This window comes from Bosea sp. NBC_00550 (assembly GCF_026020075.1).
Lineage (GTDB): Bacteria > Pseudomonadota > Alphaproteobacteria > Rhizobiales > Beijerinckiaceae > Allobosea.
This window is the reverse complement of sequence record NZ_CP102772.1, coordinates 4,762,139-4,776,972: the sequence shown is the minus strand read 5'-3', so window position 1 is coordinate 4,776,972 and position 14,834 is coordinate 4,762,139. Positions and strand designations below refer to the sequence as shown.

Sequence of the window (14,834 nt, the reverse complement as noted above, 5' to 3'; positions counted from 1 at the left end):
GTTTCTGTAAGGCATGGCTTTAGACTGGCGCACCCGCCGCGCAAAGCCCCGAACGCCCATGCCCGCCATCGCCGCCTATATCGGCGCCGCGCTCTGCGAGCCGGATCGCGGGGACCTGACCGGCGGGATCGTCTGCCTCACCGGAGCCGCGATCATCCTCGCGGCGCCGAGGTGACCCGGCGCCGGCTTACCCGGCTCTCAAAGCTCCACCGTCATTCCGGGGCATTGCGCAGCAATGAGCCCGGAACCCATGAACACCATAGGTGCCGGAGCGGAACGACGGCTGCCGCGCCTTGCTTCTTTTCCGAGACGTCGTGTTCATGGGTTCCGGGCTCGGCCCTGTGGGCCGCCCCGGAATGACGACACCGTTGTGGAGCGCGCGCTCTACCCCCCCGAATGGGGCGACGGAATGAGCACGGTCGGCGTCTCGCGATTGCGGGCCGCTTCCTTGGTCTCACGCAGGCGGCTCTCGCGCAGCTCGTGGGCGCTCTCGAGGATCGGATAGGCGATCGAGACGACGTGGCCGTGGATGCGCTTGAGGTCGCGGATGATGTCGAGATGGATCGCGCTGGTCTCGATCGATTCCGGCCGGCCGGAGCGCAGGCGCTGGAAATGGCTGTCGGCGGCGTGGCGCTCGGCCTCGCGCATCGCCGCCTTGTCGGCGAAGAGCTGGCGGGCGAGCACGAGGTCGCGGGTGGCGAAGACGTTGAGGGCGAGCGCCAGCGCCGAGGCGACGCGCTGATGGAACTGGCGGATCTCGCCGAGCCCCTCCGGCGAGAAGGTGTAGCGCTTGCGGATCTTCTTCTCGGCGAGCTCGCGCAGATTCTTGTCGATGATGTCGCCGATATGCTCGAGATTGGTGATCAGCGTGATGATCTCGAACAGGCGGCGGCTCTCCTCCTCGGTCAGCTCGTTGCGAGAGACCTTGACCAGATAGAGCTTGATCGATTCGTGGATGGTATCGACGCCGTCATCGGCCTGGGCGATGGCACGGGAGAGCTTGAGCTCGTCCTTCTCCAGCAGGGTCATGGTGTCGCGCAGCATGACCTCGACGCGGTCGCCGAGACGTAGCGCCTCGCGCATGGCGCCGGCCAGAGCCTCTGTCGGGCTGTCGAGCGCGTTGGGGTCGAGATAGCGCGGCGCCACGGCCTCGGCCTTATCGTTCTTGCCGGGCATGAAGCGCTCGACCAGCGATGAGATCGGCTTGACGAAAGGCAGGAAGACGAGCGCACCCACAAAGTTCAGCGCGACGTGGAACTCGATCGCGAGGCGCGCATCGGCAGAGGGCAGGCTGAGCAGCCAGGCCGAGAGCGGGCCGACGAAGGGCAGCACGGCGATCGCCAGCACGAGCCGGGTCAGCAGGTTGCCGACGGCGGCGCGGCGCTGGGCGGCGGGCGCGCCAAGCTGGTCGAGCACCGGGATCAGCGCATTGCCGAGATTGGCGCCGATGACCAGCGTCAGAGCCGTCGCCGGCGGGAACAGGCCTGAGGAAGCGAAGGTCGCGACCAGCAGGATGATCGCGATGCTGGAATGCACCATCCAGGTCGCGGCGATGGCGACGAGCACGGCGAGCAGCGGCTCACTGCCGAGGGCGCCGAGCACGACGCGGAAGGTCGGCGACTGGGCGAGCGGGGCGGCGGCCGTATTCAGTTCGATCAGCGAGAGCAGGATCAGGCCGATGCCGACGAGGACGCGGCCGATATTGCGCGGGCGCTCCATCGCCTCGCTCGACAGATACATCGCGACGCCGATGGCGATGCACAGGCCCCAGAGCCAGCCGAGATCCATCGAGATGACGAAGGCGGCGAGCGCCGTGCCGAGATTGGCACCGAGCAGGACCGCGAGCGCCATGGCCGAGCCGATCAAGGCCTGACCGGCGAAGGAGGAGACCAGCAGAGTCGTCGCCGTGGAACTCTGCAGCACCATGGTGACGACGATGCCGCTGCCGAAAGCGGCGAAACGATTGCGGGTGAAACTCTGCAGCGCATGCCTGAGCTGGGAGCCGAAGGCGCGCATCGCGCCCGTTCGGACCAGCCTGACCGCCCAGATCAGCAGCGCGACGCCGCCGGCGAGGTGGAGCAGGATGTTGGTAGCGCTTTCGCCCGTGGCCATTTCAGTGCGGTCTTTCCCCGTTTCAGGTGATCATGTGTCGGCAGAATCTATCATTTTTTGATTAGCCAACTCAACAGAAATAACGCCTGAAAGTGCCGAGAATGCGGCAGAACGCCCATACGGCTGGCATCCGAACGTTGATTTTTATCGATCTTCGCCCGGCTCAGTTGGGCGGAATCAGCGTCACGCCCGATTTCGCAAAGGAAACCGCGACCGGCGCGCCCTGCTCCAGCAGATCGCGGGCGCCGTATTGCACCACGAAGAGCTCGCCGACCTCGGTTTCGACCATGATGTCGAGATGGTTGCCGAGATAGGCGCATTTGCGGATCGTGCCGGGCAGCGAGCCAGCCAGGCCGGCCTCGCCGAGCAGCAGGGATTCAGGCCGGATCGCGACCTTGGCCGGACCGGGGCCTAGCCCGCGCGCCGGCAGCGAGACGGTGGTCGAGCCGATGCCGACATCGGCGCGGCCATCGGCCACGGCCTTCACGGTGACATCCACCAAATTGGCATCGCCGATGAAGTCGGCGACGAAGGCGTTGGAGGGCTGCTCGTAGAGGTCCCGCGGCGCGCCCTCCTGCGCGATCCGCGAATTCGACATCACGATGATGCGGTCGGAGACGGCCAGCGCCTCCTCCTGGTCATGGGTGACGTAGGCCACGGTCAGGTTGAGATCCTGCTGCAATTCGCGGATTTCCTCCCGCACCCTCCGGCGCAGCTTGGCGTCGAGGTTGGAGAGCGGCTCGTCGAAGAGCAGCACCTGCGGCTCCAGCACGAGGGCGCGCGCCACGGCGACGCGCTGCTGCTGGCCGCCGGAGAGCTCGGAGGGGTAGCGGCTCTCGAAGCCCTTGAGGCCGACCAGCGCCAGCTTATCCAGCGCCATCTGCTTCGCCTGCTCCTTGCCGAGCCCTTTCACTGTGGGACCGTAGGCCGCGTTCTCCAGCACGCTCATATGCGGGAAGAGCGCATAGGACTGGAAGACCATGGAGACGTCGCGGTCGGCAGCGGACAGCTTGGTCACGTCATTGCCGCCGATCAGAATCTGGCCCTCGCTGGCGATCTCGAGGCCGGCGATCATGCGCAAAGTCGTGGTCTTGCCGCATCCTGAGGGCCCGAGCAGCGTGACGAGCTTGCCGGCTTCGATGGTGAAATTGACGTTGTCGACCGCCGTCACCGCGCCGTAGCGCATGGAGACGTTACGGAACTCGACAGAAGCGGGACCGGCCTTCGTCAACTTGTTGCTCCCTGGGTGATTGGGTCGGAGACCGAGCTGGATAGTGCCACGACCTTGCGGCGGCCGAGCTTGCGCTCGCCGACGCCGAACTGGATGAGGCCGATGCCGAGCGCCATGAAGACGATCAGCACCGAGGAATAGGCGATGGCGAGGCCGAACTCGCCGGCCTCCACGCGGCCGACAATATAGGCGGTGGAAAGGTTGTACTCGGCCGAGACCAGGAAGATCACCGCGCTGACCGCCGTCATCGAGCGCACGAAGCTGTAGACCAGCGCCGAGACCAGCGCGGGCTTCAAGAGCGGCAGCACGACGCGCCAGAGCGTGGTGAAGCTGCGGGCGCGCAGCGTCGTCGAGGCCTCGTCCAGGCTCTTGTCGATCTGCGACAGGCCGGCGATGCCGGAGCGCACGCCGACCGGCATGTTGCGGAAGACGAAGGCGATGATGAGGATCAGCCCCGTGCCGGTGATCTCGACCGGCGGCACGTTGAAGGCGAGGATATAGGCGACGCCGAGCACCGTGCCGGGAATGGCGAAGGAGAGCATCGTCGCGAATTCCAGCCCGCCGCGGCCGCGGAAGCGCTGGCGCGTCAGCAGATAGGCGGTCAGCAGGCCGATGATCGCCGTCAGCGGCGCCGAGATCGCCGCGACCTTGATGGTGGTGAAGAAGGACGGCCAGGCCGAGCCCTGGAAATAGATGCCGTTGCTGAAGTCGATGGCGAAGCCGGTCGTGTAATGCTGCAGGGTCGGCGTGAAATCCCGGCCCATGTTGCGGACGAAGCCGCCGACCAGGATGACGACGTAGATCACCAGCGTCAGCGCGACCCAGGGCACGATCACGGCCGCCGACAGCCAGGTGATGCGGCGCGGCAGCGGCGTCGGCAGGCCGGCATCGCCCTTGCCGGTCACGGTCGTATAGGATTTGCCGCCGAGCCAGCGCTGCTGCACCCAGAAGGCGCCGAGCGTGAAGGCGAGCAGCACGATGGCGAGCACCGCCGCCTGCCCCTGATTGTAGGAAGCGCCGACCACCGCGAAGAAGATCTTGGTGGAGAGCACCTCGAAATTGCCGCCGAGCACCAGCGGATTGCCGAAATCGGCCATGCTCTCGACGAAACCGAGCAGGAAGGCGTTGGCGATGCCGGGCTTGAGCAGCGGCCAGGTCACGGTGCGGAAGGTCTGCCAGCGCTTGGCGCCGAGCGTCTGCGAGGCTTCCTCCAGGCTTGGGCTGATGCCCTGGACGACGCCGATCAGCACGAGGAAGGCGATCGGCGCGAAGGCGAGCACCTGCGCCAGCAGTACGCCCGGCAGGCCGTAGAGCCAGCGCGAGCGCGGGATGGCGAACCATTCGTAGAGCATCGTCGAGATGGCTCCCGCCCTGCCGAAGAGCAGGATCAGCGCCAGGCCGATGACGAAGGGCGGCGTGATGATCGGCAGCACCGTCAGCGCGCGCATGATGCGCTTGCCCGGCATGCCGGTGCGCAGGATGAGAAGCGCGCAGGCAAGGCCAAGCAGGGTGGTGATGACGCCGCAGAGCACGGCGAGGACCAGCGTGTTCCAGGCGACGCCGCAATTGGTGTTGCTGGTGACGCAGCCCAACCCCCAGATCGAGGAATCGAGGAAGCGCGCGATGAAGGCTGAGGGGGCGAAGGCGCCGCTCTGGTCGACCAGGGCGCTCTTCAGGATGATCGCCACCGGGAAGAAGATGAAGATGCCGATCAGCAGGACGACGAGGCCGATCGTCGAGACCGTGAAGAGATCCCCGCGGCAGACGCCGCGATAGGCGAGGCCGTGGCAGAGCAGGAAGAGCAGCGACAGCAGCGTCACGAAGGCGCCGCCGCCGATGCCGCGCTGGGCGGCGCCGGCCCCGCCGAGCAGCGCCGCGAGCCATGGAATGCCCTGGTCCTGCAGGACGATGGAGAAGGCCTGGGCGAAGAACAGGACCATGCCGAGCAGGCCCGCCCAGACCAGAACGCGGGCCGTGCGCTGCCGGTCATGGCTACCGACAAAGGCCGTCGCCGCTGCCAGCGCAATGCCCACCGGCAGGAGCCAGGGCGTCTGGCCCGAAAGAGCCAGCGCCAGCGCGCTGCCGGCCTTGCCGAACGGGTATTCGCCGAGCCAGCCCCAGCTCGTCAGGCTCATGCCCTCGACGAGATACCAGGGCATCAGCGCATAGCCGAGCCAGCCGATCAGCAGCACGAGTCGCGTCGCTGGCGCCATGGTTGCCCTGTCCCCTCGTGGAAAGCGATCCGGGCCGGTTCGCGCCGGCCTTCACGGTTCTTGATGCGATTCTGTAGGAGCCCCGCAACCGTCATTCCGGACGGAGCGGAGCGGAGATCCGGGATCCATGCCTGAACGTTAAGCGGAAGCGCTCTGGCATGGATCCCGGGTCAAGCCCGGGATGACGGCGGAGGTTCGGAGGTGAACCTCCCGACGTCTCACCGAAGGACGGCGCCGATTACTTCGGCAGCGCCTTCACTTCCTTGTCCCACTTGGCGAGCAGGCGGTTGCGCTCGGCCGAGGAGCCGTATTTCACGAAGTCGTAGTTGATCAGCTTCATCTGATCCATCTTCGGCGACTGCGCCGGCACCGGCGAAGCCTTGTTCGACGGCACCTGATAGGACTTGGCCGGGGCGGCCAGCGCCTGGGCGGCCGGGGTCAGGGCCCAGTCGTAGAACTTCTTGGCGTTGTCGAGATTGCGCGCGCCCTTGACGATCGACATCGAGCCGATCTCGTAGCCCGTGCCCTCGCAGGGCGCGACCGGCTTGATCGGGTCGCCCTGCACGGCGAAGACCACCGCGTCATGGATGAAGACGATGCCGACGGCGGTCTCGCCGAGGCTCGCCGCCTTGGCCGGAGCGGCGCCCGACTTGGTGTACTGGCTGATGTTCTTGTGCAGGGCCTTGAGATACTCGAAGCCCTTCTCCTCGCCCATCAGCTGCACGACGGTGGCGAGCAGGTTGTAGGCGGTGCCGGACGAGTTGGGATCGGCGACCTGGACGTCGTCCTTGAGCTTGGCGTTGAGCAGGTCGGCCCAGCATTTCGGCTCGGGGATGCCCTTGGCCTTGATCTGCTCGGTGTTGAAGCCGAAGCCGAGCGCGCCGGCATAGATGCCGATGGAACGCTGCTTGGCGGCCTTCCACTGGTCTAGCGCCCAGCTGTTCAGCTCCGCGTTCTTGGGCGATTCATATTCGAGGGTCAGCCCCTCCTCCGCCGCCTGCAGATGCGGATCGCCTGTGCCGCCCCACCAGATGTCGCCGCGCGGATTGGAGGATTCGGCCTTGAGCTGGGCATAGATCTCGCCCGCCGATTTGCGGGTCATCGCGACCTTGATGCCGGTGTCCTTCTCGAAGGCCGTCGACATGGCGCGGCACCATTCCTCCTGGACGCCGCAATACATGACGAGCGACCCTTGAGCGCGGGCCGGCGTGGCGGCGAAGGCCGCGGTGGCGAGCGCGGCGAAGAGCCCCGCCTTGAGCCAGGATTTCGACTGCATGGTAACCTCCCTGATCGGATCTCTTGTTTTTGTGGCTTGAGACGAAGCTGAGACGACTTCTCCGAAAGATCAATCAAATATCGTGCTGGCTAAACGATTCCGGTGATCTCCTTCAGCACCGGTGCCAGCTCCGGCGTGCAGCATAGGATCGGATTGCCCTTGGCGATCCCTTCGCCGGCGAAAAAATCATTGATGTGAGCGCCGGCCTCGCTGGCGATGACGATGCCCGCCGCGACGTCCCAGGCGTTGATGTGAAGTTCGGCATAGGCGTCGCTGCAACCGCCGGCGACATGGCAAAGGCCGAGAGTGCCGGAGCCGCCGCGCTTCATCGCCGCGCCCGCCGCATAGCCCCGCTCGATCACCTTCAGGTAGTTCTGCGCGGGAATGCGGGTCGACCAGCCGAGCTCGACGGAGGAGCGGGCTATGTCGGCCGCCCCCGAAACCTTGATCGGATCGCCATTCAGCGTGGCGCCGACGCCGCGCCGCGCGGCATAGACCTCGCCGAGCGCAGGCGCGGCCACAACCCCGATCGCCGGCTGCCGCTGCGAGAGGAAGCCGATGGAGATGCACCAGTTGCGGTCGCCATGGGCGAAGTTGGCGGTTCCGTCGATCGGATCGAGAATCCAGACGGCGTAGGAGGCCTCGCCGCCGCCTTCCTCGCCGATGACGGAATCGTTCGGGAACAGCGTGGAAAGCCGCTGGCGCAGGAAGTCCTCGACCTTGCCGTCGGCGACGGTCAGCCAGTCCTGTGCGCCCTTCATGGTGACGCCGAGCGACTCGCGCTTGTTGAAATAGCCCAGCGCCAGATGGCTTGCCTCGGCCGCGAGGCCGAGCGCCGCATAATACCGCAGATCGCGTTCCGCCGGGGTCATCGCACCACCAGCCATCACTTGGCTCCCAGATCGACGCGGACCGGCTTGCCGGTCTGTGCCGATTCCGTCGCGGCATCGGCCAGAATCTGGGCCTTCAGCCCGTCGAGGCCGGTCGGCGACGCCATAGCCTTCCCGTTGCAGGCGGCGATGAAGGCGTCGAGCTCGGCGCGATAGGCGGCCGCATAGCGCTCGAGGAAGAAGTTCTGCACGGGATCGGCGCGGAAGCCCTGCCCCGTCGCGATCTCGACGGTCGTCTCGTGGATGTTGCCGGCACGCAGCATGCCCTTGGAGCCGTGGACCTCGATGCGCTGGTCATAGCCATAGGTCGCGCGGCGGGAATTCGAGATCTGGGCGATGCGGCCCGAGGCCGTCTTCATGACGACGGCGGCGGTATCGACGTCGCCGGCCTCGCCGATCGCCTTGTCGACGAGGGCGGAGCCGAGCGCGAAGACCTCGACCGGCTCCTCGGCCAAGAGGAAGCGCGCCATGTCGAAATCATGGATCATCATGTCGCGGAAGAGCCCGCCCGAGCGCTTGACGTAATCGACCGGCGGCGGCGAAGGATCGCGCGAGATCACCGTGACGATCTCGATCTCGCCGGCCTCACCCGCGCGCAGCCGCTTCTCCAGCGCCGCGAAATTCGGATCGAAGCGGCGGTTGAAGCCGATCATCAGCGGCTTGCCGGATTTGCCGACGATCTCCAGGCAGCGGCGGATGCGGGCGGCGTCGAGATCGACCGGCTTCTCGCAGAACACGGCCTTGCCGGCGGAGACTGCCTGCTCGATCAGATCGGCATGGGTGTCGGTCGGGGTGCAGATCAGCACCGCGTCGATGGCGGTGTCAGCGAGGATCGCCTCGGTGCTCGCGGCCTTCGCGCCGGTGGCGGCGGCGAGCGAGGCGGCGGCCTCCGGCATCGCGTCGGTGACGGCGACCAACTCGGCATCGCCGCGCGCGGCGACGTTCAGCCCGTGGATGCGCCCGATGCGGCCGGCGCCCAGCAATCCGATCTTCATGGTCGTCTTCAGTCCCGTGGTCATGTCCGGCGGCCGTCCTGCCGCGATTGGGCTCAGCGCGCTAGTCGTGCGCGCCGAGAATGTTCTGGTCGAAATCGATGTTGGCGCCGGTCATCAGCCCCGACTCGGCAGAAGCGAGATAGGCGACGGCCTTGGCGACCTCGCGCGGATCGATCAGCCGGCCGAAAGGCTGGGAGGCGGCGGCCTCGTCGAGCCAGCCATCCCTGGCGTCGTGGCGCAGCTTCATGATGGCGTCCTCACCCGGGGTCGCCATCCAGCCGATGTTCAGGCCGTTGACGCGGATGCGGTGCTTGATGAGGCCGTAGGCGACATTCTTGGTCAGCACCGCGAGCGCGCCCTTCGAAACGCTGTAGGCGGAGAGGAAAGGCTGACCGCCATGGGCCGACATCGACTGGATGTTGACGATCGCGCCCGCGATGCCCTGCCGCTGCATCAGCTCGGCCGCGCCCTGGATCAGGAAGAAGGGCGCTCGCAGGTTCACCGCCATGATGCGCTCGTAGAGCTCCGGCGACGTGTCGAAGATCGTGCCGCGATCGGTATCTCCGGCGGCATTGACGAGAATGTCGAGGCGGCCGAAGGCCTTCTCCGCCGCCGGGACGATCTGCCTGACGGCGTCGAGATCGGCGAGATCGACCTGATGGAAACGAGCGTCGCAGCCCTCAGTGCGCAGGCTCTCCGCCACCGCCTCGCCGCGCGCCGCGTTGCGCCCGGTCAGCAGCACGGCCTGCAGGCCGCGAGCGGCGAATTCGCGCGCGATCGCCTCGCCAAGTCCCTGGCTGGCACCGGTGACGACGGCGACCTTGCCGTGGAGATCACGGCTGAACACGCTGGCTTGCGGCAAGGAAGCTGCCTCCCGGAAAACGGCAGGAATTTTTTAGGCTTCCCGCTTATTGGAATAAATATTCCATTCTCGGCACGAACAAGTCAAGGCGCTCCGGCTGCACGCGTTGACAAAAGCCGCCGGGGGCGGTGTTTGATCCGGCATGGTCCAGCCGACCAATGAGCCAGGACAGCCCGGACGATCATGAGGACAGCGAGACCGAAGCGCCTTTCCCGGCCGCAACGTCGCTCACCGGCGGCAGCTTTCCGGCGCCCGGCCGGCCGAGGTTGACCGCAGCGCGTCGCGCGCAGCCGGCTCCTCGCTTCATGTCTTCATCTCTATCGTGAAAGGGCCGCCCCGGCGGGCGGCGCCAGCCATGCTCGATCTCAGCTCGACCCTGACCCTCTCCTGCCCGAACCGCCCCGGCATCGTCGCCGCCGTCTCCACCCTGCTGTTCGAGGCCGGCTGCAACATCCTCGACGCACAGCAATTCGACGACACCGAGTCCGACCGGTTCTTCATGCGCGTCGTCTTCAACCGGCTTGACGGCAGCCAGCCGCACGCGGCCATCGCGGAATCGCTCGCGGCGCTCGGCCGGCGCTTCGGCATGGAGCTCAGCCTGCACGAGGCCAGCCGCCGCAAGCGCGTCATGCTTCTGGTCTCGAAATTCGACCATTGCCTGGCCGACCTGATCTATCGCTGGCGGATCGGCGAATTGCCGATGGAGATCACCGGCATCGTCTCGAATCACGCGCGCGAGCATTTCGCCTCGACCGATCTGGGCGAGCTGCCCTTCCACCACCTGCCGGTCACCCGCCAGACCAAGATGGAGCAGGAGGCCGAGATCTGGCGGCGGATCCAGGACAGCCGGACCGATCTCGTGGTGCTCGCGCGCTACATGCAGGTCCTGTCCGACGGGCTTTCGGCCAAGCTCGCCGGGCGCTGCATCAATATTCACCATTCCTTCCTGCCCGGCTTCAAAGGCGCCAAGCCCTATCACCAGGCGCATGAGCGCGGCGTGAAGCTGATCGGCGCCACCGCCCATTACGTGACCTCGGATCTCGACGAAGGCCCGATCATTGAGCAGGACGTCGAGCGCATCTCGCACCGGGACACGCCTGACGATCTCGTCCGCAGGGGGCGCGACATCGAGCGGCGCGTGCTGGCGCGCGCCGTCCGCCATCACCTCGAGGACCGCATCATTCTCAACGGAAAGAAAACTGTCGTCTTTACGGATTGACCCGCATAAAATTTCAGCAAGATGCAGGCGCAAGGCACATTCATGCATACGCTCCCGCTTCCAGCCATCCGAGACCGTCACAGGGACATACCAGTCCCGCGCTGCACAGTTGACGCTTTCGTTGGCACATGCCTTGCTGAGGCCATCAACGAAAACACGGCGCGAAAGCGCCGGGGGATAATTTATTGTTTAAAGGTGGAGGCAATCCGATGAAAGAGCAGGAAATCCGCGGCCTCGTCGCGGATGTGAAGGAAGGCACGCTTTCGCGACGCTCCTTCATGCAAAAGATGGCGGCGGTGGGTATCGCCGCGCCGATCGCAAGCCAGATCCTCGTCTGGAACGATGTCGCGATGGCGAACGCCACGCTCGAATACAAGCCGACCAAGGCCGGTGGCGGCGGGCCGCTGAAGATCCTGCTCTGGCAGGCCGCGACCCTGCTCAACCCGCATTTCGCCTCCGGCACCAAGGACCAGATCGCCTCGCGCATCTTCTACGAGCCGCTCGCCGGCTGGGACAAGGAAGGCAACCTCATCCCCTGCCTCGCCGCCGAGGTGCCCACGAAGGCCAATGGCGGGCTCTCGGCCGACGGCACGGTCGTGACCTGGAAGCTGAAGCCCGGCGTGAAGTGGCATGACGGCAAGCCCTTCACCGCCGACGACGTGGTCTTCACCTGGGAATACGCCAAGGATCCGGCGACGGCCGCCTACACCACCGGCTCCTATACCAACATCAAGGTCGAGAAGGTCGACGACCTCACCGTCAAGGTCATCTTCCAGCAGCCGACGCCGTTCTGGGCCGACCCCTTCGTCGGCACCGTCGGCCAGATCCTGCCCAAGCACCGGTTCGGCGACTATGTCGGCGCCAAGTCGCGCGAGGCGCCGGACAACCTGAAGCCGATCGGCACCGGCCCCTACAAGTTCGTCGAGTTCAAGCCCGGCGACGTCCTGACCGGCGAGCGTTTCGTCGACTATCACATCAAGAACCAGCCCGCCTTCGACACGCTCGAGGTCAAGGGCGGCGGCGACGCAGTCTCGGCGGCGCGCGCCGTGCTGCAGACCGGCGAATATGACTATGCCTGGAACCTGCAGGTCGAGGACGAGGTCCTCAAGCGCATGGAGACCGGCGGTCGCGGCAAGATCAGCGCGGTCGCCTCGGGCGACATCGAGTTCATCATCCTGAACCCGACCGATCCGTGGACGGAAGTCGACGGCGAGCGCTCGAGCATCAAGACCAAGCACCCGACGCTGTCGGATCCGAAGGTGCGTGAGGCGATCAACCTCCTGATCGATCGCGACTCGATCCAGAAGTTCATCTATGGCCGCGGCGGCATCGCGACGGCGAGCTTCGTCAACGAGCCCAAGCAGTTCAAGTCGCAGAAGCTGAAATACGAGTTCAGCGTCGACAAGGCCAACAAGATCCTCGACGACGCCGGCTGGAAGAAGGGTGCCGACGGCATCCGCGAGAAGGACGGCAAGAAGCTCAAATACGTCTACCAGACCTCGATCAACGCCCCGCGCCAGAAGACCCAGGCCATCATCAAGCAGGCCTGCCAGCGCGCCGGCATCGATCTCGAGCTCAAGTCGGTCACGGCCTCGGTGTTCTTCTCGTCGGACGTCGCCAATCCCGACACCTACACCAAGCTCTATGTCGACATGGAGATGTACACGACGACCCAGCCCCAGCCCGATCCGGAGCGCTTCCTCAACCAGTTCGTCTCCTGGGAGGTCGCGACCAAGGAGAACAAGTGGCTCGGCCGCAACGTCTCGCGCTACACCGATCCGGCTGCCGACGAGGCCTACAAGGCCGCTCAGAAGGAGCTCGACCCGGCCAAGCGCGCCGCGCTGCTGATCAAGGTCAACGAGATCTTCTGCGAGGCCAACATCATCCTGCCGCTGCTGTCCCGCACCCGCGTGGCCGCATCGCTGAACAACCTTTCCCACGACCATTCCGGCTGGGACGTCGATACCTGGAACCTCGCGGCCTGGTATCGCAGCTAAGAGCCAGGCGGCCCCTCGCGGAGAGATTCGTCTCCGCGAGGGGCCGCTTTTGTACCCGGCCCATCCTTTCGGCTGCGGCAAGCCGCAAGGATGGGCCGGTTGCAATCGGCGTTCAGTCCGCGGCGGTGCCGCGCACGCAAAGAGAAGAAACTATATGGCGACCTATCTCATACGGCGGCTGTTGATCGCCATTCCAAGTCTTCTCGGAATCAGCGTGATCCTGTTCACGGTGCTTGCATTGGCGCCGGGCGATCCGTTCTCCGAAATGGCGACCAATCCCAACGTGCCGCCCGAGGTGCGCGAAGCCATCCGCGCCAGCTTCGGCCTGAACGACCCGATCATGGTGCGCTATCTGCGCTGGCTCGGCGCCATGGCCCAGGGCGACTGGGGCTTCTCCTTCGCCAGCCGCATCAATGTCGACAAGCTCATCCTGCAGCGCGTGCCGACGACGCTGTTCGTGGTCGGCTCCTCGCAGATCCTGGCGCTATGCATCGCCCTGCCGGTCGGCATCTACGCGGCGACGCGGCCCTATTCGATCTTCGACCAGATCGCCAACACGCTGGCATTCGTCGGCTTCTCTCTGCCGACCTTCTTCACCGGCCTGCTCTTCATCCTGATCTTCTCGGTCTCGCTAGACTGGTTCCCCTTCGTCTATCGTTCCGACGTCGCCGCGACCGGCTGGCGCTGGTACTGGGAGATGTTCCGCCAGGCGATCATGCCGATCATGGTGCTCGGCCTGTTCCAGGCGGCCTCCTATACGCGCTATGTCCGCTCGGCCGTGCTCGACGTCATCCGGCTCGACTATGTCACCACCGCGCGCGCCAAGGGCCTCAGCGAGCGCAAGGTCACGCTGCGGCACATCACGCGCAACGCGCTGATCCCGGTGGTGACGCTGGTCGCGCTGCAGATGCCCGCCGTGTTCGGCGGCGCCATCGTGACCGAGCAGATCTTCCGAATCCCCGGCATCGGCTCGCTTCTGATCGACGCGATCCTCGCCAACGACACACCTGTGATCATGGCGGTGACCTTCGTCTTCGCTTGCCTGGTGGTCATGTTCAATCTCATTGCGGATGTCCTTTATGGCTGGCTCGACCCTCGCATCTCCTTCAGCTGATCCGATCGTGACGGCCGCAGCCGCCACCGTCGCGGTCTCGCCGGGGCGCGAGACGTGGCGCCGGTTCCGCCGGCACAAGCTCGCCATGGCCAGCGCCGTCGTGCTCGCCTTCCTGATCCTCAGCGTCGTCGTCGGCCCGTGGTTCTGGCCGGTCGCGATCAACGACATCGACTTCTCGGCACAGTTGCAGGGGCCGTCCTGGGCGCACCCGCTCGGCACCGACGACCTCGGCCAGGATATTCTGGCGCGCATGATGTATGGCGGGCGCATCTCGCTCGCCGTCGGCCTTGCCGCGATGATCGTCGCGACGACCGTCGGCGTCATCATCGGCGCCTTCGCCGGCATGTCGCGCAAGGTCGCCGACCCCGTGCTGATGTGGGTGACGGACCTGTTCCTGTCGCTGCCGCAGCTGCCGCTGCTGCTGCTGATCATCTACCTGTTCCGCGAGCAGCTGAAGGCCTTGTTCGGGGTGGAGGGCGGCGTCTTCGTGCTGATCGTCGTCGTCATCGGCGGGTTGCGCTGGATGCCGGTGGCCCGGCTGGTGCGCGCGCAGTTCCTCTCGCTGCGCGAGAAGGAGTTCGTCGAGGCCGCCCGTGCACAGGGCGCGACCAAGCTGCGCCAGATGACCCGCCACATCCTGCCGAACGCGCTCGGCCCGGTGATCGTCGCCTCCACCATCGAGGTGTCCTCGGCCATCATCGCGGAATCGACGCTCTCCTTCCTCGGCCTCGGCTTCCCGCCGGATATCCCGACCTGGGGTCGCCTGCTGTTCGACGCCAAGGACCATCTCGACTCCGCGCCGCACTGGGCACTGTTCCCCGGCGCTGCAATCTTCCTCACCGTGTTGTCGATCAACTTCATCGGCGACGGCCTGCGCGATGCGCTCGACCCGCGCCGCGTGATCTGATCCAGAGAAGGACCTGAG

Annotated in this window: 11 protein-coding genes; 4 read left to right on the top strand and 7 right to left on the bottom strand. The window is 65.9% G+C overall.

Going from position 1 to position 14,834, the window contains the following annotated elements; translation table 11 throughout:
• Positions 1-384 precede the first annotated feature (384 nt).
• From NWE53_RS22765 to NWE53_RS22735, 7 genes are all read right to left on the bottom strand, one after another.
• Positions 385-2,112: a Na/Pi cotransporter family protein gene (locus tag NWE53_RS22765; RefSeq protein ID WP_265051617.1), complete on the bottom strand. Its 1,728-nt coding sequence runs from the start codon at positions 2,110-2,112 to the stop codon at positions 385-387.
• 163 nt (positions 2,113-2,275) lie between these two features.
• Positions 2,276-3,343 (bottom strand): ABC transporter ATP-binding protein, encoded by a 1,068-nt coding sequence (locus NWE53_RS22760; RefSeq protein WP_265051616.1) that lies wholly within the window; start codon positions 3,341-3,343, stop codon positions 2,276-2,278.
• Positions 3,340-5,556, bottom strand: coding sequence for an ABC transporter permease (locus NWE53_RS22755; RefSeq protein WP_265051615.1), 2,217 nt, complete (start codon positions 5,554-5,556; stop codon positions 3,340-3,342). Before NWE53_RS22755 ends, NWE53_RS22760 begins: the two co-directional genes overlap by 4 nt.
• Positions 5,557-5,794: 238 nt before the next feature.
• On the bottom strand, positions 5,795-6,832 hold the full coding sequence (locus NWE53_RS22750; RefSeq protein WP_442864882.1) for an ABC transporter substrate-binding protein: 1,038 nt from the start codon (positions 6,830-6,832) through the stop codon (positions 5,795-5,797).
• Positions 6,833-6,921: 89 nt separating this feature from the next.
• Entirely contained in the window at positions 6,922-7,719 is a 798-nt protein-coding gene (locus tag NWE53_RS22745) for an inositol monophosphatase family protein (protein ID WP_265051614.1), read from the bottom strand.
• Complete coding sequence (gene iolG / locus NWE53_RS22740; RefSeq protein WP_265051613.1) at positions 7,719-8,741, bottom strand: inositol 2-dehydrogenase; 1,023 nt, start codon at positions 8,739-8,741, stop codon at positions 7,719-7,721. Before iolG ends, NWE53_RS22745 begins: the two co-directional genes overlap by 1 nt.
• Before the next feature lie 37 nt (positions 8,742-8,778).
• Positions 8,779-9,579: an SDR family oxidoreductase gene (locus tag NWE53_RS22735; protein ID WP_265051612.1), complete on the bottom strand. Its 801-nt coding sequence runs from the start codon at positions 9,577-9,579 to the stop codon at positions 8,779-8,781.
• A 355-nt stretch (positions 9,580-9,934) separates the two neighbouring features.
• On the opposite strand from NWE53_RS22735, the gene purU reads away from it, so the two are divergent.
• The 4 genes from purU (at position 9,935) to NWE53_RS22715 (ending at position 14,816) form a co-directional block, all read left to right on the top strand.
• The gene (purU, locus tag NWE53_RS22730; RefSeq protein ID WP_265051611.1) at positions 9,935-10,798 is read left to right on the top strand and encodes a formyltetrahydrofolate deformylase; all 864 of its coding nucleotides are present in this window, start codon (positions 9,935-9,937) and stop codon (positions 10,796-10,798) included.
• Between the two features lie 209 nt (positions 10,799-11,007).
• Positions 11,008-12,795 carry a peptide ABC transporter substrate-binding protein gene (locus tag NWE53_RS22725; protein ID WP_265051610.1) on the top strand — a complete coding sequence of 596 codons (1,788 nt, stop codon included), beginning with the start codon at positions 11,008-11,010 and terminating at the stop codon, positions 12,793-12,795.
• A gap of 154 nt (positions 12,796-12,949) precedes the next feature.
• On the top strand, positions 12,950-13,909 hold the full coding sequence (locus NWE53_RS22720) for an ABC transporter permease (protein ID WP_265051609.1): 960 nt from the start codon (positions 12,950-12,952) through the stop codon (positions 13,907-13,909).
• The gene (locus NWE53_RS22715; protein WP_265051608.1) at positions 13,875-14,816 is read left to right on the top strand and encodes an ABC transporter permease; all 942 of its coding nucleotides are present in this window, start codon (positions 13,875-13,877) and stop codon (positions 14,814-14,816) included. Before NWE53_RS22720 ends, NWE53_RS22715 begins: the two co-directional genes overlap by 35 nt.
• The last annotated feature ends 18 nt before the right edge of the window (positions 14,817-14,834 follow it).